The sequence below is a fragment of the Cupriavidus plantarum genome (assembly GCF_905397285.1).
GTDB classification, from domain to species: domain Bacteria; phylum Pseudomonadota; class Gammaproteobacteria; order Burkholderiales; family Burkholderiaceae; genus Cupriavidus; species Cupriavidus plantarum.
Window position 1 is genome coordinate 758034 of record NZ_CAJPUX010000001.1, and the last position, 23321, is coordinate 781354.

Annotated in this window: 24 protein-coding genes; 9 read left to right on the plus strand and 15 right to left on the minus strand. The window is 67.4% G+C overall.

Annotated elements, in window-relative coordinates; all coding sequences use genetic code 11:
- Positions 1-124: 124 nt before the first annotated feature.
- Complete coding sequence (locus KHP16_RS03535) at positions 125-748, plus strand: cysteine dioxygenase family protein (RefSeq protein WP_109581766.1); 624 nt, start codon at positions 125-127, stop codon at positions 746-748.
- Positions 745-2361 (plus strand): rhodanese-related sulfurtransferase, encoded by a 1617-nt coding sequence (locus tag KHP16_RS03540; protein ID WP_109581765.1) that lies wholly within the window; start codon positions 745-747, stop codon positions 2359-2361. Before KHP16_RS03535 ends, KHP16_RS03540 begins: the two co-directional genes overlap by 4 nt.
- An 18-nt stretch (positions 2362-2379) precedes the next feature.
- Here KHP16_RS03540 and KHP16_RS03545 read toward each other — a convergent pair whose 3' ends face one another.
- The 5 genes from KHP16_RS03545 to KHP16_RS03560 all read right to left on the minus strand — a co-directional run bounded on the left by KHP16_RS03545 (position 2380) and on the right by KHP16_RS03560 (position 7664).
- Positions 2380-3279: an ABC transporter substrate-binding protein gene (locus KHP16_RS03545; RefSeq protein ID WP_218891810.1), complete on the minus strand. Its 900-nt coding sequence runs from the start codon at positions 3277-3279 to the stop codon at positions 2380-2382.
- Positions 3280-3455: 176 nt separating this feature from the next.
- Positions 3456-4232 carry a DeoR/GlpR family DNA-binding transcription regulator gene (locus KHP16_RS03550; protein WP_121491239.1) on the minus strand — a complete coding sequence of 259 codons (777 nt, stop codon included), beginning with the start codon at positions 4230-4232 and terminating at the stop codon, positions 3456-3458.
- A 94-nt stretch (positions 4233-4326) separates the two neighbouring features.
- On the minus strand, positions 4327-5325 hold the full coding sequence (gene pdxA / locus KHP16_RS28265; protein WP_109581763.1) for a 4-hydroxythreonine-4-phosphate dehydrogenase PdxA: 999 nt from the start codon (positions 5323-5325) through the stop codon (positions 4327-4329).
- Between the two features lie 60 nt (positions 5326-5385).
- Positions 5386-6672: a four-carbon acid sugar kinase family protein gene (locus tag KHP16_RS28270; RefSeq protein WP_109582744.1), complete on the minus strand. Its 1287-nt coding sequence runs from the start codon at positions 6670-6672 to the stop codon at positions 5386-5388.
- 8 nt (positions 6673-6680) lie between these two features.
- Positions 6681-7664, minus strand: a complete 984-nt coding sequence (locus KHP16_RS03560; protein WP_109581762.1) for a 2-keto-3-deoxygluconate permease — start codon at positions 7662-7664, stop codon at positions 6681-6683.
- A 253-nt stretch (positions 7665-7917) separates the two neighbouring features.
- Here KHP16_RS03560 and KHP16_RS03565 point away from each other — a divergent pair, with 253 nt between their 5' ends.
- Both KHP16_RS03565 and KHP16_RS03570 read left to right on the plus strand, forming a co-directional pair.
- Positions 7918-8526 carry a glutathione S-transferase family protein gene (locus tag KHP16_RS03565; RefSeq protein WP_211959585.1) on the plus strand — a complete coding sequence of 203 codons (609 nt, stop codon included), beginning with the start codon at positions 7918-7920 and terminating at the stop codon, positions 8524-8526.
- A 199-nt stretch (positions 8527-8725) separates the two neighbouring features.
- Entirely contained in the window at positions 8726-10270 is a 1545-nt protein-coding gene (locus tag KHP16_RS03570) for a DEAD/DEAH box helicase (RefSeq protein ID WP_244214658.1), read from the plus strand.
- Positions 10271-10296: 26 nt separating this feature from the next.
- On the opposite strand, the gene gluQRS is transcribed toward KHP16_RS03570, so the two are convergent.
- The gene (gluQRS, locus tag KHP16_RS03575; RefSeq protein ID WP_211959586.1) at positions 10297-11277 is read right to left on the minus strand and encodes a tRNA glutamyl-Q(34) synthetase GluQRS; all 981 of its coding nucleotides are present in this window, start codon (positions 11275-11277) and stop codon (positions 10297-10299) included.
- Positions 11274-12200, minus strand: coding sequence for a LysR family transcriptional regulator (locus KHP16_RS03580; protein ID WP_109581759.1), 927 nt, complete (start codon positions 12198-12200; stop codon positions 11274-11276). Before KHP16_RS03580 ends, gluQRS begins: the two co-directional genes overlap by 4 nt.
- Before the next feature lie 153 nt (positions 12201-12353).
- Between KHP16_RS03580 and KHP16_RS03585 the strand changes: the two genes are divergently transcribed.
- A complete protein-coding gene (locus KHP16_RS03585) occupies positions 12354-13052 on the plus strand; it encodes a pirin family protein (RefSeq protein ID WP_211959587.1) in 699 nt (232 codons plus the stop codon).
- Between the two features lie 92 nt (positions 13053-13144).
- Complete coding sequence (locus KHP16_RS03590) at positions 13145-14128, plus strand: CobD/CbiB family protein (RefSeq protein WP_109581757.1); 984 nt, start codon at positions 13145-13147, stop codon at positions 14126-14128.
- 43 nt (positions 14129-14171) lie between these two features.
- Here KHP16_RS03590 and KHP16_RS03595 read toward each other — a convergent pair whose 3' ends face one another.
- The 3 genes from KHP16_RS03595 to KHP16_RS03605 are packed head-to-tail and all read right to left on the minus strand — an operon-like array spanning position 14172 to position 16738.
- Positions 14172-14480, minus strand: coding sequence for a putative signal transducing protein (locus tag KHP16_RS03595; protein WP_211959588.1), 309 nt, complete (start codon positions 14478-14480; stop codon positions 14172-14174).
- 18 nt (positions 14481-14498) lie between these two features.
- Positions 14499-15488, minus strand: coding sequence for a ribosome small subunit-dependent GTPase A (gene rsgA / locus KHP16_RS03600; protein ID WP_211959589.1), 990 nt, complete (start codon positions 15486-15488; stop codon positions 14499-14501).
- On the minus strand, positions 15485-16738 hold the full coding sequence (locus KHP16_RS03605; protein WP_109581754.1) for a M48 family metallopeptidase: 1254 nt from the start codon (positions 16736-16738) through the stop codon (positions 15485-15487). Before KHP16_RS03605 ends, rsgA begins: the two co-directional genes overlap by 4 nt.
- A 113-nt stretch (positions 16739-16851) precedes the next feature.
- On the opposite strand from KHP16_RS03605, the gene orn reads away from it, so the two are divergent.
- Together orn and KHP16_RS03615 are read left to right on the plus strand one after the other, a co-directional pair.
- The gene (gene orn / locus KHP16_RS03610; protein ID WP_211959590.1) at positions 16852-17487 is read left to right on the plus strand and encodes an oligoribonuclease; all 636 of its coding nucleotides are present in this window, start codon (positions 16852-16854) and stop codon (positions 17485-17487) included.
- Positions 17488-17503: 16 nt separating this feature from the next.
- Entirely contained in the window at positions 17504-18385 is an 882-nt protein-coding gene (locus KHP16_RS03615; protein ID WP_109581752.1) for an AEC family transporter, read from the plus strand.
- On the opposite strand, the gene mog is transcribed toward KHP16_RS03615, so the two are convergent.
- Positions 18386-19030 (minus strand): molybdopterin adenylyltransferase, encoded by a 645-nt coding sequence (mog, locus tag KHP16_RS03620; RefSeq protein WP_109581751.1) that lies wholly within the window; start codon positions 19028-19030, stop codon positions 18386-18388.
- On the minus strand, positions 19027-19659 hold the full coding sequence (gene yjgA / locus KHP16_RS03625) for a ribosome biogenesis factor YjgA (RefSeq protein ID WP_415831173.1): 633 nt from the start codon (positions 19657-19659) through the stop codon (positions 19027-19029). Before yjgA ends, mog begins: the two co-directional genes overlap by 4 nt.
- Positions 19660-19716: 57 nt before the next feature.
- Between yjgA and pmbA the strand changes: the two genes are divergently transcribed.
- On the plus strand, positions 19717-21090 hold the full coding sequence (pmbA, locus tag KHP16_RS03630; protein WP_115953608.1) for a metalloprotease PmbA: 1374 nt from the start codon (positions 19717-19719) through the stop codon (positions 21088-21090).
- A 48-nt stretch (positions 21091-21138) separates the two neighbouring features.
- Here the strand turns inward: pmbA and KHP16_RS03635 are convergent, their stop codons facing one another.
- The 3 genes from KHP16_RS03635 to KHP16_RS03645 are packed head-to-tail and all read right to left on the minus strand — an operon-like array spanning position 21139 to position 23257.
- On the minus strand, positions 21139-21639 hold the full coding sequence (locus tag KHP16_RS03635) for a dihydrofolate reductase (protein WP_109581748.1): 501 nt from the start codon (positions 21637-21639) through the stop codon (positions 21139-21141).
- Entirely contained in the window at positions 21636-22466 is an 831-nt protein-coding gene (locus tag KHP16_RS03640) for a 2-keto-4-pentenoate hydratase (protein WP_211959592.1), read from the minus strand. Before KHP16_RS03640 ends, KHP16_RS03635 begins: the two co-directional genes overlap by 4 nt.
- Positions 22463-23257 carry a thymidylate synthase gene (locus KHP16_RS03645; RefSeq protein WP_109581746.1) on the minus strand — a complete coding sequence of 265 codons (795 nt, stop codon included), beginning with the start codon at positions 23255-23257 and terminating at the stop codon, positions 22463-22465. Before KHP16_RS03645 ends, KHP16_RS03640 begins: the two co-directional genes overlap by 4 nt.
- Positions 23258-23321 lie beyond the last annotated feature (64 nt).

Consider the following 23321-nt stretch of genomic DNA (forward strand, 5'->3'; position numbering starts at 1 on the left):
GACGAAGGGACGATGGGATGATGGGACGATGGAACGACGGGGCATCGTGCCGATGCAGCCCCACCCGGCCGGCACGTTTTCGGATACTGTGGCGGGTAACATACCAATCACGCATGGAGACGACATGTCCGACCCCGCCATTCCCGTGACGCGCTCGCTCGCGCCGCTGCGCGAGTTCATCACCGACCTCACGCGCCTGCTCGACCAGCATCCCGACGAGCCCCGCATCCTCGAGCAGGGCGGGCAATTGCTGGCCACGCTGGTGGCGCGCGACGACTGGCTGCCCGACGCCTTCGCGCAGCCGCATCCCGAGTACTACCAGCAGATGCTGCTGCACTGCGATTCCGCGGAGCGGTTCTCCATCGTCAGCTTCGTGTGGGGGCCGGGCCAGCGTACGCCGATCCACGACCACACCGTCTGGGGCCTGATCGGCATGCTGCGCGGCGCCGAGTACTCGCAGCCCTATGCGCTCGACGCGGAGGGCCGGCCACGCCCGCATGGGGAGGCCATCCGTCTGGAGCCCGGCCACGTCGAGGCCGTGTCGCCGCGTGTGGGCGACATCCACCGCGTGCACAACGCGTTCCAGGACCGCGTCTCTATCAGCATTCATGTGTACGGCGCCAACATCGGCGCGGTACGCCGACACGTCTACACGGAGGAGGGCGAGACGAAGTCGTTCATCTCCGGCTATTCCAATCCTTTCCTGCCTAACCCGTGGGACCGTTCGAAGGACCCGATCGCGTCATGACCGCCGCTACCCCCGCCATCGCCACCACATCTCCCGCCGCCGTTCGCCAAGCCCTGCTCGAGGGCGCCGAGATCGCGCTGCTCGACGTGCGCGAGGAAGATCCGTACGCGCAATCGCATCCGCTGTGGGCGTCGAATTTCCCGCTGTCGAAGCTCGAACTGCAGGCGTGGTCGCGCATTCCGCGCCGCGACACGCGCATCGTCGTCTATGGCGTGCATGGCGATGAAGACCTGGCGCCGCGCGCGGTGGCCGTTCTGCGTTCGCTCGGCTATACGGACGTGACCGCGCTCGAAGGCGGTCTCGATGGCTGGATCGCGGGCGGTGGCGAGACCTTCCGCGACGTCAACGTGCCGAGCAAGTCGTTCGGCGAACTGGTCGAATCGAAGCGCCATACGCCATCGCTGTCCGCGCCCGAGGTCCAGGCGCTGATCGATGCGAAGGCGGACGTCGTCATCGTCGATGCGCGCCGCTTCGATGAATACCAGACCATGAGCATCCCCACGGCGACGAGCGTGCCGGGCGCTGAGCTGGTGTTGCGCGCGCGCGAGCTCGCGCCGAATCCGGCGACGCGCATCATCGTCAATTGCGCGGGGCGCACGCGGAGCATCATCGGCACGCAGTCGCTGATCAACGCGGGCGTGCCGAATCCCGTTGCGGCATTGCGCAACGGCACGATCGGCTGGACGCTGGCCGGCCAGTCGCTCGATCACGGTGCGAGCCGCCGCGCACCCGCGGTCGTCGACGCGGCGCGCCGGGACGCCGCCCGCGCGGGGGCTCGCGAGATCGCCACGCGCGCGGGCGTGCAACGCCTTGCCCACGATGCCTTGCATACGCTCGAAGCGCCGGGGCGCACCGTATATCGATTCGACGTGCGCACGCCCGAGGAATTCGCGGATGGCCATCTGCCGGGCTTCGTCAACGCGCCGGGCGGCCAGCTCGTGCAGGAGACCGATCACAGCGCGCCCGTGCGCGGCGCGCGTATCGTGCTGGCCGACGACGATGGCGTGCGCGCGGACATGACCGCGTCATGGCTCGCGCAGATGGGGTGGGACGTGACGGTGGTCGAACCCACCGATGACGGCGCGCGCAGCGAGCGTGGCGCGACGAAGGTCCCCGCGCCGGAGGCCGCGCCAACCGACACCATCCGCCCGGCCACGCTGGCGACGTGGATCGATGCCGGCGACACCGCCGTGCTCGACGTCACGGCCAGCGCGAACTACGTGCGCCAGCACATTCCCGGCGCATGGTTCGCGATCCGCGCGCAACTCGCGGATGCGCTGAAGACGATTCCAAAGGCGCGCCGCTACGTCCTCACCTGCGGCACGAGCCAGCTCGCGCGCTTCGCGGCCGTCGATCTGCGGGCCTTGCTCGCGGCGCAGGGCAGCGACGCCACGGTGCATGTGCTGGAAGGGGGCACGAGCGCGTGGATCGCGGCGGGGCTCGCCGTGGAGCAGGGCGAAACGCGCCTGTCGGTGCCGCGCACCGATCGCTATCGCCGTCCGTATGAAGGCACCGACAATGCCGCTGCCGCGATGCAGGCCTATCTCGACTGGGAGTTCGGCCTGATCGCGCAACTCGATCGCGACGGCACCCACGCCTTCCGGGTGGTGTAAGGCCTCCGGTATGGCAGGTCAGGCAGGCAGCGCGAAGGTCGTGTCGAAGGTCTGGCGCACGTCCAGGCGCTGCTTGAGCAGGCCGGTCTTGAGGTAGAAGTCGGCCGTCGACTGCTGCGTGGCGATGAGGGCGGCGTCGATTGGCCGCCATTGGGTATTGCGCCGCTCGAACTGCAGCCGCGCGGCTTCCGGCGCGATACCGATGATGCGCGCCAGCGAGGCCGAGTACTCGGGCACATGCTGATACGACCATCGCTGCGCGCGGACCACGCGCTGCAAAAAGTCCTGCAGGGCCGCGCGCTTCGTCGCAAGCGCGCTTTCCGTCGCCGCGAGGAAGCTCAGCCCTGACGACAAGCCGCGTCCGCTCACCAGCACGCGTGCGTGGCCGCTGGTCTCCGCCATCGCTGTATAGGGCTCCCATGTCGCCCATGCGTCGACCGATCCATTGGTCAGCGCGAGCTTGGTATCGGCGGGCGGGAGGAAACGAATGTTCGCATCGTTCGGCCCCAGCCCGGCCGACTCGAGCGCCTTGAGCGCGACGTAATGGCCGATGGATCCGCGGTTGGTGCCGATGGTCTTGCCCTTGAGGTCGGCCGCCGTCTTCAGCGGCGAATCGGGGCGTACGAGCACGGCGGTGCCATAGGGGTCCGAGCGGTTCGCGCCGATCAGCTTGATGCGCGTGCCGGCGGCCAGCGCGAAGATTGCCGGGGCGTCGCCGATGGGCCCGCTATCGACCGCGCCCGCGTTGAGCGCTTCGGCGAGCGGTGCCGCCGCCGGGAACTCGGTCCACTGAATATCGTAGGGGACGCCCTCGAGCGCGTTGGCGGCTTCGAGCAGCGCGCGGAATCCGCCTTTCTGGTCGCCGGCCTTCAGCACCACGCGGCCCTGCGCGAAAGCACCACTGCCCGCATAGAGCATGGCCAGCGAAGCGGCGCCTTGCCGCAGGAATTGTCGTCGGGGATTGCGCACGTCGCTCACGATTCGGTCTCGGGGTTGGCAAACTGCCAACGTACCGTGCGTATCGCGCGGCGCGAACGAATAAAAGCGGGAAAGCTTATGCGAAGGCGCTGCCGATCAGGACAGATCAGGGCAGATCAGGGCGCCACGGTGACTTGCACCTGCTTGAGCGCGCGGAACGGCTCCAGCTGCGCGCTGGAGGCGTCGCGATCGGTGACGAGGGTCCACGCGCGTTCCAGCGGCGTCCAGTGCTGCTGCCGCGCGCGGCCCAGCTTGGTCGAGTCGACGAGCACGAAGATGTCCGCGGCCTGCCGGATGATGCATTCCTTGAGGTACGCCTGTTCGGCCGTGGCCTCGCACAGGCCCACGCCGGCGACCACGCCGTCGGCCCCGAGAAACGCCTTGTCGACGCTGATGCGCGAGAGGGCGAGCTGCGCGAGCGGGCCGAACGTGCCCATGCTCGAAGGGCGCACGTCCCCCCCGATCAGCGTGACGCGGATCTTAGGCAGGCCGGCGAGCGCATTCACCGCCAGCAGGTTTGTGGTGTAGACGTGAAGGTCTTCGCGTGCGGCCAGCAGGCGGGCCAGCGCGGCGGCCGTGGTGCCGCTGTCGAGCAGTACCGCATCACCGTCGCGGACAAAGCTTGCAGCGGTGCGGGCAATCGCGTCCTTCTGGTCGCGTTGCAGCGCCTTGCGTTCTTCGAGCGGGGCTTCGGGTTCGTGGGAGCCGACGGTCGTGAGCGCCGCGGCGCCGCCGTAGGTCCGCACGATGCGGCCCTCGCGCGCAAGCGCGGTGAGGTCGCGGCGCACGGTGGCCTCGGACACGCCAAGTTCGGCGACGAGCTGCTCCACGTTGGCGTCGACGCCAGAGAGCACGCGTTCGAGGATGGCACGTCGGCGGTCGGCGGCTTTCATGGCGCGGGGCAGGAGTTCGGGAACGACCGCGATCTTACCAAGAAGGCAGGGAAGGTCCCTCTCCTTCGGAGAGGGACCCGTTGGTTGACGCCGATCAGCGGCGCGTGGCCAGTTCCGCGCCCTGGCGGAGCGCTTCGAGCAGGCTGCGCTCGTCGGCGATGCCCTTGCCCGCGATATCGAACGCGGTGCCATGGTCGACCGACGTGCGGATCACCGGCAGGCCGACGGTGATGTTGACGCCGGCTTCGAGGCCAAGCACCTTGACCGGACCGTGGCCCTGGTCGTGGTACATCGCGACGACGAGGTCGAAGTCGCCGCGGCCCGCGCGATAGAACAGCGTATCGGCGGGCAGCGGGCCTTCGACATTCCAGCCGCGCTCCCGCACGACATTCACGGCGGGGATGATCTTCTCTTCTTCTTCGCCGTGGCCGAACAGGCCGTTTTCGCCCGCGTGCGGGTTGATGCCGCACACGCCGATGCGCGGGTCGGCGATGCCGGCCCGGCGCAGCGTTTCATGGCCGCGCTCGATCACGCGTTGCACCAGTGCCGGTTCGATCTTGCGGATGGCGTCGAGCAGGCCGATGTGCGTGGTCACGTGGATCACGCGCAGTTGCGGCGCCACGAGCATCATCGACACTTCCGGCGTGCCGGTCAGGTGGGCAAGCATCTCGGTGTGGCCCGGGAATTTGTGGCCGCCGGCGTGCAGTGCTTCCTTGTTCAGCGGGGCGGTGCAGATCGCGTCGATCTGCTCGTCGCGCGTCAGCTCCACCGCGCGTTCGATGTAGCGGAACGCGGCGTCGCCGGCCAGCGCGGACAGCTTGCCGAACGGCAGGTCCTCGGGGATCAGGCCCAGGTCGATACAGTCGATCGTGCCGGCTTCGAAGCGGGCTTCCGCGGGGGTGGCGATGGCGCGCACCTCCAGCTTGCTGTTCACGATCTTCGCGGCCTGACGCAGGCGCTGCGCGTCGCCGATCACCAGCGGGCGGCATTGCGCGTACACGGTATCGTGCGCGAGGCTCTTGACGATGATCTCGGGACCGACGCCGGAGGCATCGCCCATGGTGATGCCGATGATGGGGAGGTAGTCGCTCATTGTCGTTTCATCCTGCTTGTTGATGCCCCGCGTGTCTGGCTTGCGCAGGCAATCGTAAATTCAATCGGCCTGCATGGCGCGCCATGCGAGCCATAGTGCCGCGTCGGTACCGAACGCTCCGGCTTTTGTCGCCACATGGCGCGCCGGTCGTTCCAGCGTGCGCGACAGCGGCACGCCGGGTTCCACTTCATGCCTGAGTTGCAGCGTCGCGATGCCCGCCGCGGCGAGCATGGCGCGTGCCGTTTCACCACCGGTGGCGATCAGCCCGCCAACGTGGTCGAACGAGGGCAGCACGAGCGCCGCCAGTGCGTTGCTCAGCGTCGGGCCCTCGGCCGTGTCGAATGCCTCGTCGCGGCCGATCCCGATCAGCAGGTCGCGGCCGCCTTGCAGGCGTCCGGCGATGTCCTGCTGGATCGACGCCCACGACGCGTGCGCCGATCCGTCGCGCAGCACCTGCGGCGCGATCTCGATATGGTCCATGCCCGTGCGCGCGCGCAGCAACGCCGCCTGCCGGCCCGATACGCCGGACATGCTGCCCACCAGCGCGAGCACGGGGCCTTTGCGGTGTTCGATCCCGCTGGCGCTGCCTTGACCTTGCTCGGCGGGGCTTCCGTGTGTGGCCAGCGCACGCGCAAGGCCGCCGGAGCCGACCCAGAACGCGGGCGTATCGAGCGAGACGGTGGCGGCGGCGATAACGCCGATATCGGCTTCGCTCTCGGCATCGCAAACCACCGCCCGCACGCCTTCGGCGACAAACGCGGCGATGCGAGCGCGCACGGCGGCATCGCCGGCGCGGACCACGTCGAGCTCGACCACCGCCGTGCGCACATCATGCACGGCCAGCAACGCGGCCATATCGGCCACGCCGCTCAGCCCTTCGAGCCGCCAGATGTCGGACTCGCCCAGCGGCTCTCCGTTCACGAAGACGCAGCCACCGCGCGTGGTACGGCCCGTCGCGGGAAAGGCCGGCGCGACGATCGCCACGCCCGCATGGGGCAGCAACGCCGCCGTCTCGGCAGCCCAGTTTCCCCGCAACGTCGAATCGATCTTCTTGTACAGCCGCCGCGCCTGCACCGCACGCGCACCGCCGAGCCGCTGCCACGCCTCGACATTGCACGCAGCGGCCCGCGCGGGCGCCATCCGGCGGCTATCCACATCGGCCGCGATCACATCCGCATCCGCGATGCCTGCCAGCGCATCGTCCGCAGCCTTCGCATCGAGCGTCACCATCGTGCGCGCGCCAGCGGCGGCGAAGCCGATCGCGCAGTCGGCGGCGCCCGACAGATCGTCGGCGATCACCAGCCACGCGCCGGGCGAGGGCAGCGTGCCGATGGAGCTGCTTCGCATGCGGCTGCTCATGCGGCCGTCCGCGCCACGGCGTCCGCCTGGCGGTTGGCCACGCGGCGCGCGACCCAGGCCGTGGCCAGCGGCGTCAGCACGGCCGTCACGACCACACAGGCCGCCACGAGAATCGTCGCGCTCTTGGCGGCTTCCTCATACACGGGATTCGCCGCGGCAATCAGCGTAGGCACCGCGGCAGCGTTGCCCGCCGTACTCGCCGCGGCCACCCCCGCCACCCCCGTGCCGCCCGTCAGACGGTCGGCGAAGTACAGCGTGAACCCCGTGATCACGACCACCGCAACGCCGAGACCCAGGCCCAGCATCCCAGCCTGCCACACCTTGTGCAGATCGAGACCGGCGCCAAGGGCCAGCGCGAAGAAAGGAATCATCACGGGCACGGCCTTGCTGAGGAAGTCGCGCATCTCGCGGTCGAGGTTGCCGAGCAGCATGCCGAGCACGAGCGGAAGGATGCTGCCGACGAGCGTGGGCCACGGAAATGCGGAAAGACCGGCCACACCGAGCGTGACCATGGTCAGGAACGGACCCGACTCGAGCGACATGATCGTGTAAGCGCCGACGTCTTCCGGCTTGCCGTACTGGCCCATCAGCGCCATGTAGAGACCGCCGTTGGTATCGTTCATCGCGGCCACCACGGCGAGCGTGGACAGGCCCGCGAACATGCCCGAGCTGATCGGCGATTCGCCGAGGAAGTGGCCCATGATCACGCCGAGCACCATCGCGGTTCCGATCTTGACGCCGAACAGCACGCCGCCTTTCTTGATGATGTACGGCGTGGCCTTGACGTTGATGCTCGCGCCCATGCAGACGTAGAAGACGGCAAGGATCGGCAGGGCGCCGGTGAACAGGGCGCCCGTGAACGAACCGAAGAACTTCGGGCCCTCGGGGGCGAACGTCGCGACCAGCGAACCGATCAGCAGCGGCACGATCATCATGCCGCCGGGGACGCGCTCGATGGCGCGCTTGATGGAAATCTGCATTCTCGTCTCCTGCCGCGTGGGGATGCGGCCTGCGTCTGTTGAATTTTGATCGAACCGATCATGTTTCGATCGCTTGCAGGCCGAAGTTTAGGCGAATCGCTCAAAAATGACCAGTTCAATCAATTCAATGATCGATGTGATCACTTGGCGGGGAGGCAATGCGGACGAAACGTGTGGATCCCGCCACAACCGCGCCGCGACGGTTTAGCATCGTGTTTTCCGGTTCCAACGACACGACACGAAGGCCAAGACCATGAGACTGATCGGCATGCTCGACTCCCCCTATGTCCGCCGCGCGGCCATCTCGATGAAGCTGCTGGACGTGCCGTTCACCCACGAATCGGTCTCGGTCTTCCGGACGTTCGACCAGTTCCGCGCCATCAATCCCGTCGTCAAGGCGCCCACGCTCGTGTGCGACGACGGGGTGCTGCTCATGGACTCCACGTTCATCATTGACTACGCCGAGGCGCTCAGCGGCCGCAGCCTGATGCCGCGTGACCTCGCCGCCCGGCGGCAGGACCTGCGCGTGCTTGGCCTGGCGCTGGCCGCCTGCGAAAAGGTGGTGCAGGACGTCTACGAGCACAACCTGCGCCCCGAGGAAAAGCAGCACCGGCCGTGGATCGACCGTGTCGACGGCCAGCGGGCGAGCGCCTTCTCGATGCTGGAAGCGGAAATCGCGCAGCGGCGGACGCCGGCGGCACAGGCGGAGCTGAATCAGGCCGACGTCACGGCGGCGGTGGTGTGGACATTCACCCAGGCCATGCTACCGGGCCGGGTAGACGCCGCCGCGCATCCCGCCCTGGCCGCGTTCACCGCAGCGGTCGAGCGGTTCGAAGCCTTCGTCGATACGCCGCCGGTTTGATCGGTGATGAAGCTAGGGGTTGTGACGTGGCGGCGACACCGGTGCCGCGTATTTTGCGGGTTCCGACATCACCCGGGCAAGTCATGGTGTTAGAATCCAAGTCTTTGATTTTCTAGGCGATTGCCTGCAACGCATCGCCGCCGTATCAGACGCGTGTCCGTTTTGCGCCGGGCCCGACGCCCGCACGACACCGAGACCCATGACCACTACCGACCTCCCAGACCAGACCCAGACCGAACAGACGGCCGCGCCGGCGCAACAGCCGACGCCGGACCAGACGTTCGACAGCTTCGGGCTGGATGCGCGCATCGTGCGCGCCCTTACCGAACAAGGCTACTCGAAGCCGACGCCGATCCAGGCGCAGGCCATTCCGGTCGTGCTGCTGGGCAAGGACGTCATGGGGGCCGCGCAGACCGGCACGGGCAAGACCGCTGGGTTCGCGCTGCCGATCATCCAGCGCCTGCTGCCGATGGCCAATGCGAGCGCTTCGCCCGCCCGCCATCCGGTCCGCGCGCTGATGCTCACCCCGACCCGCGAGCTCGCGGATCAGGTCTACGACAACGTGGCACGTTACGCCAAGCACACGGACCTGCGCAGCACGGTCGTGTTCGGCGGCGTCGACATGAACCCGCAGACCGATGCGCTGCGCCGTGGCGTGGAGATCCTCGTCGCGACGCCGGGCCGTCTGCTCGACCACGTGCAACAGAAGTCGGTGAACCTGTCGCAGGTGCAGATGCTCGTGCTCGACGAAGCGGACCGCATGCTCGACATGGGCTTCCTGCCGGACCTGCAGCGCATCATCAACCTGCTGCCGGCACAGCGCCAGACGCTGCTGTTCTCGGCAACGTTCTCGCCCGAGATCAAGCGGCTGGCCGCGAGCTACCTCAAGCAGCCGGTGACGATCGAAGTGGCGCGCAGCAACTCGACCAACGAGAACGTGCGCCAGATGGTCTATCAGGTCGAGGACGGCCACAAGCAGGCCGCGGTCGTGCATCTGCTGAAGCAGCGCGCCGCGCAGGGCCAGTCGAAGCAGTGCATCGTGTTCGTAAACAGCAAGATCGGGTGCTCTCGCCTGGCGCGCCATCTCGAACGCGAGGGCATCAACGCCGCCGCGATCCACGGCGACAAGACGCAGACCGAGCGCATGCAGACGCTCGAAGGTTTCAAGAGCGGCACGATCGACGCGCTCGTGGCCACCGACGTCGCGGCCCGTGGCCTCGATATCCAGGCCATGCCGTGCGTGATCAACTTCGACCTGCCGTTCAGCGCGGAAGACTATGTGCACCGTATCGGCCGTACGGGCCGCGCGGGCGCCAGCGGCGATGCGCTCTCGATCTACGTGCCGGGTAACGACGACCGTCTGCTGGCCGATATCGAGAAGCTGATCAAGCGCAGCGTGCCGCGCGGTCAGCTCGAAGGCTTCGACCCGACCGGCGAACGCGCGCGCAGCGAGGAAGCCGACCGCCGCCGCCAGCGCAACGACGTGCGCCGCGCGCGCGATGCGGGCGAGGGTGGCGGTGAAGAGCGCCGCCGCCGTGGCGAGCAGGGTTCGTCGTCGCGCACCGCGTTCCGTCCGTCGGACGATCCGTTCTTCTCGCGTCCGTACGAGCCGAGCGTGAGCCATGGCAATGGCAACGCGACGCAGTCGCCGGCCGACGAACTTGCCGCCGCGCTCACGCGTGGCCGCCAGGCACCGAAGCGTCCCGTCGCGGCGCTGCTCGGCGGCGTGCCGCGCAAGTCGTGATCAACTGACCCGATGAGCTAACCTGATTAGCTCACCCATCGCGCCTTCCAATCCTCGATCGCCCGCTCCAGCCAGCGGGCGACTGTCATTTCGCCGTTGACGATTCCCAGATGCGCGCCGGCCTCGCGCAGTGCCGCGAGCGGATCGCGCACGTCGACGGCCAGCGCGCCGCTCTGCTTGCTGAGCTTTTCGCCCGCCGCGTTCACGACCACCGGCACATGCAGGTAACTGGGCGTCGGCGCGCCGAGCAGATGCTGCAGATGGATCTGCCGCGGCGTCGAGTCCAGCAGGTCCGCGCCGCGCACGATATGCGTGATGCCCTGCGCGGCATCGTCGACGACAACCGCAAGCTGATAAGCCCAAAGCCCATCCGCGCGCCGCAGGACAAAGTCTCCGAGTTCCGTCTCCAGGTCCTGACACTGGCGGCCCTGCCAGCGATCGTCGAAACAGATCGTCGCGGCCGGGCCGTCGGGCACGCGCACGCGCCATGCGCGCGGCAGCTTGCCGTGGAGTCCGTTGCGGCAGGTGCCCGGATAGCCGAGCGTCTGATGGCGTTCGCGCACGTGCACGAGCGAGTCGGCGATCTCCTTGCGCGAGCATCCGCAGGGATAGAGCTGGCCCGCCGCATCCAGCGCGCGCAGCGCCTCGCCATAGCGCGCCTCGCGCCGGCTCTGCCATTCGGGCGGCTCGTCGGGGACGAGGCCGACCTCTACCAGCGTGCGGACGATGTCCTCGTCCGCTCCGGCCACGCAGCGCGGGTAGTCGATGTCCTCGATGCGCACGAGCCATTGGCCGCCATGCGCGCGGGCATCGAGCCAGCTGGCCAGCGCGGTGACGAGCGAGCCGATATGGAGTGGCCCGGTGGGCGAGGGGGCGAAGCGGCCGCGATAGTTTGGGGCGCCATGTTTTGGGGCGCCGTGGTTTGGGACGCCCTGGTTTGGGCCGCCATCACTGGGTCCGCCATCGTTTGGGTCGGGATAGCGGGCGGGACGTTTAGGCGCGTTCATTCCATCACGGGCATCGGCGCTTGCTGAATCAAAGCCTGCGCGAGCCGAGGGTCCTCCAGCTTCGCTGCCCACCATTGCAGCGCCTTGCCGCGCGTGCTGGTGCGCCATGCCACCTTGAAGTTGCCCGGCGCGCGAATTTCCACCGTCTCCCGCGCCTGCAGCACGCCGCTCTCGATAAACGGCTGCGCCATCGGCGCGGGCAGCCAGCCGCAGCCGAGCCCGCGGATCTGCGCCTCGAGCTTGTCCCGCATGCTCGGCACCACCAGCACGTCCTGACCGGCGAGCACGCCGAACGTGCGCGCGGGCAGGTTGCGCGACGTATCGCCCACCGCGACGATGCGGTGCTTGGCGATCTCCATCGTCGTCAGCGGCCCCTCGACCGAGGCCAGCGGATGATGCGCGGCCACCACGAACACGAACGGCATCGTGCCGAGCGGCCGGATCTGGAAGCCCTGCGTGCTCGGCGCCTCGTACGCGCCGCCGATGATCAGGTCGGCGCGGTTGCTGACGAGCGCGTCCCACGCGCCGCCCAGCACTTCCTTGCCGAAGCGCAGCCGCGTCGCGGTGTTCTCGGCATAGAAGTCCTGGATCACGGGCAGCAGCGCCCGAAAGTTGATGAGGTCGTCGGTGACGATCGACAGCGTGGCCTCCCAGCCCGTGGCCAGCCGTTTGACGCGGCGAGCCAGGTCGTCGGCCGCGTGCAGCAGGTGGCGGCCCTCGTCGAGCAACGCGCGCCCGGCTGGCGTCAGCTCGGCGCGGTGGCGGCGTCGGTCGAACAGCAACACGTCGAGATCGTCCTCGAGCTTGCGGACCACGTAGGTCAGCGCCGACGGCACCTTGCCCATTTCGTGGGCGGCGGCGGCAAAGCTGCCTTTGCGCTCGATGGCGTCGAGGACTTCTAGCGATTCAAGGGACAGGGCCATGATTCAAAAATTCTGAATAAGTGCTTCTAAGGCAGTGCCCATCAATATACTCCGACAGGCCTAAACTGCAAAGCATCGCAACGCATTACGCCCCACCCGGCACACAATCCGGGCGATTCGGCAAAGCCTACGGCCTAAAGGAGGGCCATCAAAATGATTGAAATCCGTAAGTCGAACGAGCGCGGTTACGCAGACCATGGCTGGCTGAAGTCGTTTCACAGCTTCTCCTTCGCCGACTATTTCGATCAGAACCATATCCAGTTCGGGCCGCTGCGCGTGATCAACGAGGACCGCGTGGCGCCGGGCATGGGTTTTGGCACGCATGGCCACCGCGACATGGAGATCATCAGCTATGTGCTCGAAGGCGAGCTGGCCCACAAGGACAGCATGGGCAACGGCAGCGTGATCCGTCCTGGCGATGTGCAGCGCATGAGCGCGGGCACGGGGGTTCGCCACTCGGAATACAACCACGCGGCGCACGACACGACGCACTTCCTGCAAATCTGGATCATGCCGAATCAACAGGGCATCGAGCCGGGCTATGAAGAGCGCCATTTCGACACGGCCGAGAAGCGCGGCCGTCTGCGCCTCGTGGCGAGCCCGGACGGCGCCGAGGGTTCGGTGGTCGTGCATCAGGATGCCCGGCTCTATGCGGGTCTGTTCGAGGGCGACGAGTCCGCCGCGCTGACGCTGGCCGCCGGCCGCCGCGCCTATGTGCACGTAGCGCGTGGCCGGGTGACGGTCAACGGCCAGAAGCTGGAAGCCGGTGACGCCGCCAAGCTGCAGGACGTGGCGGAAGTGAAGATCGAGCAGGGCGATGGCGCGGAAGTGCTGGTGTTCGACCTGCCCTGATCCGGCATGGTATCGTCTCGGACATTCAGTCATGCGACCGGCGCGGCACTCGGTGCCGCGCCCCGCACTCAGTATCGAGACTCAGTACCGAGATGACCTTTGTTTCCATTCTCCTGGCGCTGATCGCCGAGCAATTCCGGGCCCTGGGCCGCAACAATCCGATTCATGACATCGTGCGCGTGCTGGGCGAACGGGCCGAGCACGCGTTCGACACCGGGCGCCGCCGCGACGCGGCGCTGGCGTGGCTGACCGTCGTGCTGCCCCTGACGCTCGCCGCTGTCATCGTCCATTACCTGCTGGCGTCGATCAGCGTGGCGCTCACGCTCGCGTGGAACGTGCTGTTGCTGTACCTCACGCTCGGCTTCCGGCAGTTCAGCCACTATTTCACCGATATCCACGAAGCGCTCAACCGCGACGACGTGCTGACCGCGCGCACGCTGCTGGCCGAATGGACGGGGCTCGAGACCATCGAGATGCCCGTGAGCGAGATCGTGCGCCATACGCTCGAGGCCGCCATCGTGGCGGTGCATCGTCATGTGTTCGGCGTGTTCTTCTGGTTTCTCGTGCCGATCGGTCCGGGCGGCGTGGTGCTGTATCGCGTGGCCGAGTATCTGGGACGCCAGTGGAACCTGCCGTCCAACGAACGCAGCCCCGCGCTGGGCCGGTTCGCCGCGCAGGCGTTCTACGTGCTGGACTGGGTGCCGTCACGCCTGACGGCGATCGGGTTTGCGATCGTCGGGAATTTCGAAGACGCCGTGTATGCGTGGCGCAATCACGCGCGCAAGTGGAACGATGCGGTCAACGGCATCCTGCTCGCGAGCGGTGGCGGGGCGCTTGGCGTGCGGCTTGGCGCGCCGCTGGCCGAGGACGATTCGAGCGTGATGCTGCGGACGAGCCTCGCGGGCGTCGATTACGCGCCCGGCATGGAGGACGCCGGGCCGGATCCGATGCCGCCCGAGTTCGGGCTGGAACCCGGCGTGCGCACGCTGCAATCGGCAGTGGGCCTCGTCTGGCGCGCCGTGGTGCTGTGGATGCTCCTGCTGGCGATGCTGTCGCTGGCGTTGTGGGTGGGCTGAGGCTGACTCACCGGGGCCCGGGGCCCGGAACGCGGAACGCCGCTCAGGCGTCGTTGGCCCGGCCGCATCGCCAGCACGCGGCGAACTGCGCCTCGTGCCATTCGTCGCAGGCCACGCAGTGCCAGCGCGGTCCCGGCGCCGGATTCGCCGCCGCATTCAGCACCGCCCACGCTTCCTTCTCACTCGCCGCCTCGTCGATCCACACCTGCGGCGAACTCTCCTGAAACGGAATATCGCCCGCCGCGCCGGCCAGCCACGTATTGCGCAGCTCGGCATGCATGCCCGCCGCGCGCAGCACGTTGCGGCAGTGCGCGGCATGGACCAGCGACGAGGCTCTCAACAGCAGTTTCACGTTTGGCTCACGTTCCCCCTACCAGGGCTTCTGCTGACGCGATTCGTGGAGCAGCTGCGTGTAGAGCTCGTGCCGCCGCGGCGAGATATCTCCCGCCTCGATCGCCGCCAGCACGCCGCAGCCGGGCTCGTTGATATGGTGGCAATTGTAGAACCGGCATTCGGTCAGACGCGGGCGGAATTCCGGAAACGCGCGTTCGAGCATGCCTTCGCTCAGATGATGCAGGCCGAATTCCTGGAAGCCGGGCGAATCGATCAGATAGCCAGGCCGGCCGTCGACCGTCGCCCACGCCCCGGGCAGGTGATAGAGCCGCGTGAACGTGGTCGTGTGCTTGCCCGAGTCCAGCTTGGCGGAGATCTCGCGCGTCTGCGTTTCCACGCCCGGAATCAGCAGGTTCAGCAGCGACGACTTGCCCATGCCCGATTGTCCGATGAGGATGCTCGCCACACCGGCGGTACGCGGCCGCAGCTGTTCCAGCGCCTGTTCGGGCTGGGCATGCACGGACAGTTCGAGCGTTTCATACCCAAGGTCGCGATAGAGCGCAAGCCGCCGCCGCGCGTCCTCGAGCCGGTCCGGCAGATCCGTCTTGTTGAGGATCACGAGCGGCCGGATCTCGAGCGCTTCGGCCGAGACCAGCGCGCGGCCGAGCAGGTCTTCGGAGAAGCTCGGCTCCGTGGCCAGCACGATGATGACCTGATCGATATTGGCGGCGAGTAGCTTCGACTTGAACTGGTCCGAACGGTGCAGCAGGTTCCGTCGCGGCTCGACGGCCGCGATCACGCCCTGGTCGGCCGCGGCCCGCTCGATGCGCACGTGGTCGCCCACCGCGCAGTCGCTCTTCTTGCCGCGCGGAAACGCATGCAGCCGCTCCCCGCCGTCGAGTTCGACGACATAGTGGCGGCCATGCGCGGCGATGACGATCGCCGCTTCGGAACTGTTGCCGGTGTTGTTGCCGGTGCTCTGGCCGGCAGTCTTGCCGGCGTTGTGATGGCGCGCGCTACGGGTCATGCGTGCGCCAGCAGCCGGTCGATCCGCTGGGCCGCGGGCGGGTGGGAGTAGTAGAACGCGCTGTAGAGCGGATCGGGCGTGAGCGTGGACGCGTTGTCCTTGTACAGCTTGACCAGCGCCGACACGAGGTGACCCGCGTTGGTCTGGCTGGCCGCGAACTCGTCGGCCTCGAACTCGTGGCGGCGCGACGACTGGCTTGCGAGCGGGCCCAGGACGAACGTGAACACGGGCAGCGTGAGGAAGAACAGCACGAGCGCCAATGCATGGTTGTCGGTGCCGAAGTTCGGCGCCACGCCGAGGCCCATGTAGAACCACGTGCGCGTGGACATCCAGCCGAGCACGGCGAGGAACACGAGCGACAGCACGAAGGTGACAAGCATCATCTTGGCGATATGACGGCGCTTGAAATGACCGAGCTCATGCGCGAGCACGGCCTCGATTTCCTCGCCATCCAGGCGCGCCAGCAGCGTGTCGAAGAACACGATCCGCTTGGCCGCGCCGAAGCCCGTGAAATAGGCGTTGCCGTGGGCACTGCGGCGGCTGCCGTCCATGACGAACACGCCCTTGCTGGCAAAGCCGCATTTGCGCAGCAGCGCCTCGATGCGCGCGCGCAGGCTGTCGTCGTTCAGCGGTTCGAATTTGTTGAACAGCGGGGCGATGTACGTGGGCGCAATGACATGCAGCAGCAGGCTGAAGCCAACCCATAGCAGCCATGTCCAGGCCCACCAGTAGTCGCCGGTGCGGTCCATCAGCCAGAGCACGGCCAGCAGCAGCGGGGCGCCCAGCACGCAGGCGACGGCGGTCATCTTGACCAGATCCATGAGCCAGAGCCCGAACGTCATCTTGTTGAAGCCGAAGCGCTGCTCGATGCCGAACTGCCCATAGAGCGAGAAGGGCAGATCGACGAGGCCGCCGATCAGCGCGACGCTCGCGATCAGCGCGACGCCGTAGCGGTAGCCGGGCCCGAAGGTGCCGAGCCAGAACTCGTTGAGCCATTGCAGGCCGCCGAGCATCGTGAAGCCGATGAGGACCGCGGCGCTGGTGAGCACCTCCAGCATCGACAGCCGCGTGCGCGCCACCGTGTAGTCGGCGGCTTTCTGGTGTGCGGTCAGCGCGATGGTGTCGGCAAAGCGCGCCGGCACGGCGTGGCGGTGCTGCGCGACATGGCGCACCTGCCGGGCGGCGAGCCACAGCTTGGTGGCGACCATGATCACGAGCGCGGCAAGGAAAATCAGGGTGAACGTGGACATCGGCAAGGCCTTTGCGGGACGCCCGGCCCGTCGCGCAAGTGCGCGGCCGGCCATTTTGGGCAGATATGCGAGAATTATAAGTTGTTCGTACCCTTCAAGCCGTCCCCAATCCCATGACACACGTAGCCAGCACCGCCTCCCCGTCCGCCAAGAGCGAAAACAACCTGATCTGGCTGGATATGGAGATGACCGGGCTGCAGCCCGACAGCGACCGCATCATCGAGGTCGCGGTGGTCGTCACCGATTCCGAACTGAACATCCTCGCCGAAGGCCCCGTGCTCGTGATCCACCAGGAAGACAAGGTACTCGATGCCATGGACAACTGGAACAAGGGCACCCACGGCCGTTCGGGCCTGATCGACAAGGTCAAGGCTTCGACGCTGACCGAGGCGCAGGCCGAGACCGAACTGCTCGCGTTCCTCAAGCGCTGGGTGCCGGCCGGCAAGTCGCCGATGTGTGGCAACTCCATCTGCCAGGACCGCCGGTTCATGGCCCGCTACATGCCCAGGCTTGAGGCATTCTTCCACTATCGCAACCTCGACGTGTCCACGCTGAAGGAGCTCTGCAAGCGCTGGGAGCCGGCAATCCACAAGGGCTTCGTCAAGCGTCAGCTGCATACGGCGCTGGCGGATATCCTGGAGTCGGTGGAGGAACTGCGCTACTACCGCACGCATTTCATCCGCTCGTCCGCCGCCGAGGCAAACGCCACGCCGGCCGCCCCTGCCACGCCCGCCGGTCCTGCCGCGTAAGGCTGCATAAGGCCGCATGTTCGCCCGCATCGTCTCCATCATCACCCCCGTCATCCTGATCATCCTCATCGGCTGGATCTACGGACGACGGGCTCATCCCGACATGACGGGCATCAACCGCGCGACGCTGGACGTCATCGCGCCGCTGCTCGTGGTGTCCGCGTTCATCAGCAAGGACTTCGTGCTCGCGGACCAGCTTGTGCTGCTGGCCTGCGCGGTAGCCGTAGTGCTCGGCTCGGGCGTGCTGGCCTACGTGGCCGCGCGGCTGCTCCGCGCGGACCCGCGGACGTTCGTGCCGCCGATGATGTTCAACAACAGCGGCAACATGGGCCTGCCGCTCTCGGTCTTCGCGTTCGGCCCGGCGGGCCTGGCGCCGGCCGTGGCGCTGTTCGCGATGTCCAACCTCATGCATTTCACGATCGGCCTGAAGATCGTCAACCGGCACGCGTCGCTCGCGCAGATCGCGCGCAATCCGATGGTGCTGGCGACGGTCGGCGGCGTCGCGCTGTCGCTGGCCAAGCCGTGGTTTGCGCTGCCGGAGCCGATCTACGAATCGATCAAGCTTCTTGGCGATGCCACGGTGCCGCTGATGCTGTTCGCGCTCGGTGTGCGCATGAAGGACGTCAACCTGCGCAACTGGGGCGTGGGGATGTGGGGCGCCGCGGTATGTCCGCTAGCGGGCATCGCGGTGGCGCTGCTGCTGGTCGCGGTGGTACCGATGACGGACCTCCAGCGCGGACTGCTGTTCGTGTTTGCGGCCCTGCCGCCGGCCGTGCTCAACTTCCTCGTGGCCGACCATTTCCGGCAGGAGCCGGATCAGGTCGCCTCGATCGTACTGCTCGGCAATATCGGAGCCGTGGTGTTCGTGCCCATCGGGCTCTACCTCGGCCTGCGTTAATCACTTCTGGCGGATGGCGTTCTTTGGACGGAACGCCTTGACCACGGCCTCGTCGCATTCCATATACGGCCCGCCGATCAGGTCGATGCAGTAGGGAATCGCGGCGAACACGCCCTGCACGATGGGTTTGCCATCGGCATCGCGCAGGCCTTCGAGCGTTTCCCGGATGGCGCGCGGCTGGCCGGGGAGGTTGACGATCAGCGCCGCGCGGCTCGCGGTTTCGCGGATCACCGCCACCTGGCGCGACAGGATCGCCGTGGGCACGAAGTGCAGGCTCACCGCGCGCATCTGCTCGCCAAAGCCCGGCATCTCCTTGGTGCCGACCGCCAGCGTGGCCTCGGGCGTCACGTCGCGGCGCGACGGGCCCGTGCCGCCGGTCGTCAGCACGAGGTCGCAGCCGCCCACATCGACCAGCTCGATCAGCGTGCGCGAGATCAGCGCCTGCTCGTCCGGAATCAGCTTTTCCACGGCCTGCCACGGGGACGTCAGCGCGCGGCCGAGCCATTCGCGCAGCGCGGGGATGCCTTCGTCCCGATAGGTGCCGGCCGAGGCGCGGTCCGAAATCGAGACCAGGCCGACGACGAGCTCGTCGGGGTGGCGGCGGGCAATCGGTGAGGTGATGGGCGAGACGATGGGCGATGTCATGCGTCGGACTCCGGAGCGGGCTGCTGGGCGGCGGCCGCCTCCATCGCCGCATCTTGCGCGGCATCCTTGGCGTCCAGCGCGGTCTTGATGATCTGGAACAGCTCGCGGAACGACTTCGGCGGCTTGGCCATCTGCTGCTCGCGGCGGGCATTGCGGATCGTGTTGCGCAGCGTCTGCACGTCCACGCCCGGGTGCTCGCCCAGGAATTTGGTCAGCGACTCGTCGTCCGTGAGCAGCAGCTCGCGCCAGCGCTCGATCAGATGCAGGCGGGCGGTTTCGGCCTTGCTGGTGCCCTTGAAGCCTTCGAGCGCGGCGCGGATGGCATCCACCTCGTCGTCTTCGAGGCCGCGCATGACCTTGCCGACGAACTGCATCTGGCGGCGCTTGCCTTCGTGGCTGTTGATCTTGCGCGCCGCATGGATGGCATCGGCCAGCGCCTCGGGCATCGGCACGCGCGACAGGCGGTCCTTGGGCAGGGCCTCGAGCTCGGCGCCCAGGTCCTGCAGCGCCGTCATGTCGCGTTTTTTCTGCGACTTGCTCTTGGGCGCGTCGTCGTCATCCGGCTCGGGGTTGAAGGCACCGAAGCGGCTGTTTGAGGGATTGGTTCGGCTACGGGTATTTCGCGTCATGGCGCGCATTTTATCTTGCTATGATTGTCGTTTGGACTTTAGCCGATACCCGCCCACATGGACACCTCTGCCGTTTCGCAACAAACCGCGCATTTCACCTACAGCCAGGACCAGCTTCGCGAGATGGCGGCCGACGTGCTGCGTATCGCGCGCGAGCTGGGGGCCACCGACGCCGCGACGGAGATTTCCGAGGGCAGCGGGTTGTCGGTGACGGTGCGCAAGGGCCAGGTCGAGACCATCGAGCAGAACCGCGACAAGGTGGTCGGCGTGACCGTGATGATCGGCCAGCGCCGCGGCAACGCGAGCACCTCGGATTTCTCGCCGGCGGCACTGCGCGCCACGGCCGAGGCCGCCTACAACATCGCGCGCTTTACCGCCGAGGACGACTGCGCCGGGCTGGCCGAGGAAGAACTGCTCGAGCATTCGCCGCGCGACCTCGACCTGTTCCATCCGTGGACCGTGACCGCCGAAGCGGCAATCGACATCGCGCGCCGGTCGGAAGCGGCCGCGTTTGCCGTGTCCCCGAAGATCCGCAACAGCGATGGCGCCAGCGTGTCCGCGCAGCATTCGCAGTTCGTGCTGGCGACCTCGCGCGGCTTTGTCGGCGGCTATCCGTATTCGCGCCACTTTATCTCGTGCGCGCCGATCGCCGGTTCCGGCGGCGGCATGCAGCGTGACGACTGGTATTCGTCAAAGCGTTCGCCCAAGGCGCTGGCGGCCCCCGAGGACATCGGCCGCTATGCCGCGGAGCGCGCGCTGGCGCGCCTGAACGCTCGCAAGCTGAGCACGCGCAAGTGCCCGGTCCTGTTCGAAGCGCCGCTGGCGGCCGGGCTGCTGGGAGCCTTCGTGCAGGCGGTGTCCGGCGGTGCGCTGTACCGCAAGTCCACGTTCCTGCACGACACGCTGGGCAAGGCCGTGTTCGCGCCGCACATCCAGATCCACGAACAGCCGCACGTGCCGGGCGCGATGGGCAGCGCGCCCTTTGACGAGGAAGGCGTCCGCACCCATGAACGCGACGTGGTGCGCGATGGCGTCGTGGAGGGGTACTTTCTGTCGACGTACTCGGCGCGCAAGCTGGGCATGAAGACCACCGGCAACGCGGGCGGCTCGCACAACCTGACCCTGACCAGCAACCTGACGAAGGCCACCGACGACTTCGCTGCCATGCTGCGCAAGATGGGCACGGGGCTGCTGGTCACGGAGCTGATGGGGCAGGGGGTGAACTACGTCACGGGCGACTATTCGCGCGGGGCGTCGGGTTACTGGGTGGAGAACGGCGTGATCCAGTATCCGGTGGAGGAAATCACCATTGCGGGCAGCATGCCGGAAATGTTCAGGCAGATCGTGGGGATTGGGGCGGATGCCTTGGTGCGCGGCACCAAGGAGACGGGCTCGATCCTGATCGAGCAGATGACGATCGCCGGGAATTAAGAGGGAAGGCGGGCGGCGCCCGCCCCCCGTTGGGGAGGGCGGCTGGCGTTACTCTTCGCCCGAAGGCGGCCGCTCGTACCGCACGAACGCATAATCGAAGCCATTTGCCTCCGAGCGGTGCGTCTCGCGTGAGATCTCGACCCACTTGGCGGGATCGACGGCAGGGAAGAAGGCATCGCCCTCCACATCCGCGTCGATCTCGGTCACCAGCAGCCGATCGGCGCTAGGCAGCGCCTCCGCATACAGCTGCGCGCCGCCAATCAGAAACACCTGCTCCACGCCCACGCACAACCGCTGCGCATCCTCGAGCGAGCCCACCACATCGGCCCCGTCGAGACGTAGTGCAGCATTGCGGCTCACCACGATGTTCCGGCGCCCGGGCAACGGCCGTCCGATGGAATCCCAGGTCTTGCGCCCCATGATCACGGGCGCCCCCATCGTCGTGCGCTTGAAGTAGGCGAGGTCCTCGGGCAAACGCCAGGGCAGCGTGTTGTCGCGCCCGATGACCCCATTGCGCGCCCGTGCAACGATCAGCGTCAACAGCGTCATGCGTCCATCCCCACCGTCAGATCGTCACGCCCGGCAAACGACAGCCGTCCGCGCCACTGCTGGCCGCGCTCCACCGCGACGGGGCCCACGAGCGCTCCCGTGGTCACGATCTCGCCCGCCTCGATCGGCACGGACAACGACGCCGCGATCCCGATTGCGGTATGCAGGGACACCAGCGGATTGCCCATCACGTGCACCGCGCCGCCCGGCATGGTGGTCTCGCCGACCTGCAGCGCGGCCGTGATGTCGGCAAAGGTCTGCGGCGTCAGCGACAGCCCGGCGACCGCAACCGGCTCGCCCAGCAACAGCGACGCATGGGCGCCAAAGTCGCAGAGGATGGTCGCCGGCGAACCGATGGCCGGATCCACATGCCCATCCACCACCTCGATCGCAGGCGCGACCCAATCGATGCAATCGATCAGCGCTTCCAGCGAACGGCCCGCCTCGGGCGTGGCCTTCAACCGAAACGCCAGCTCGAGTTCGATCCGCGGCGCATGCAGGGTGGTCCACGGCACAGCAACCGCGTCGCCCGCGCCGCCAACCACGGTCTGTTCATAGACATGCGCGACGATCGGCGCATCGATCCCGAGCTTGCCCCACATGGCGGTATTCGTGCAGCCGATCTTGCGCCCCACGGGCCGCATGCCCTGCGACACGAGTACCTCATGCAGCGCGCGCCCGACGCGATACCCGCCCGCGATATCGATGCCGCGCAGCAGCGAAGCCGTCTCCGCGTCCACGGTGCCACGCGCAGCCTGCGCGCGCAGGAATGCCTGCGCCATGCCGGCCAACACGTCCGGCGTCAATGTCCGTTGCGTCATCGTCATACCGCCACCGGCGCCTTGATCGCGGGATGCGATTCGTAGCCGACGAGCTCGAAGTCCTCGTAGCGATAGTCGAAAATGCTGTCCGGCTTGCGCAGGATGTTCAGGCGCGGCAGGGGCATCGGCTCGCGCGACAGCTGCGTGCGCACCTGCTCGAGGTGATTGCTGTATAGATGGCAGTCGCCGCCGGTCCACACGAAGTCGCCGACATCGAGGCCCGTCTGCTGCGCGACCATATGCGTTAGCAGCGCATAGCTCGCGATATTGAACGGCACGCCCAGGAAGATGTCCGCGCTGCGCTGGTAGAGCTGGCAGGACAGCCGGCCATCGGCCACGTAGAACTGGAAGAACGCATGGCAGGGCGGCAGCTTCATCTGCGGAATCTCGCCCACGTTCCACGCGGACACGATCAGCCGTCGCGAGTCCGGCGTCTGGCGAATCTGCTCGATCACCTGCGCGATCTGGTCGATATGCTCGCCGTTCGGCGCGGGCCAGCTACGCCACTGGTAACCGTAGATCGGACCCAGCTCGCCGTTGGGGTCGGCCCATTCGTCCCAGATCGAGACGCCGTTGTCCTGCAGGTACTTCACGTTGGTGGCGCCCTGGAGGAACCACAGCAGTTCGTGAATGATCGACTTCAGGTGCAGCTTCTTGGTGGTCACCACCGGGAAGCCCTCGCGCAGATCGAAGCGCATCTGGTAGCCGAAGACCGAGCGGGTGCCGGTGCCCGTGCGGTCGGACTTTTCGGTGCCATGCTCGTAAACATGGCGCATGAAGTCGAGATATTGTTTCATCGGCGCTGGAGAAAGGGGTAAACGAGACGGGGGCCTCAGCGGCCCCCGTCGCACAGCGGATATT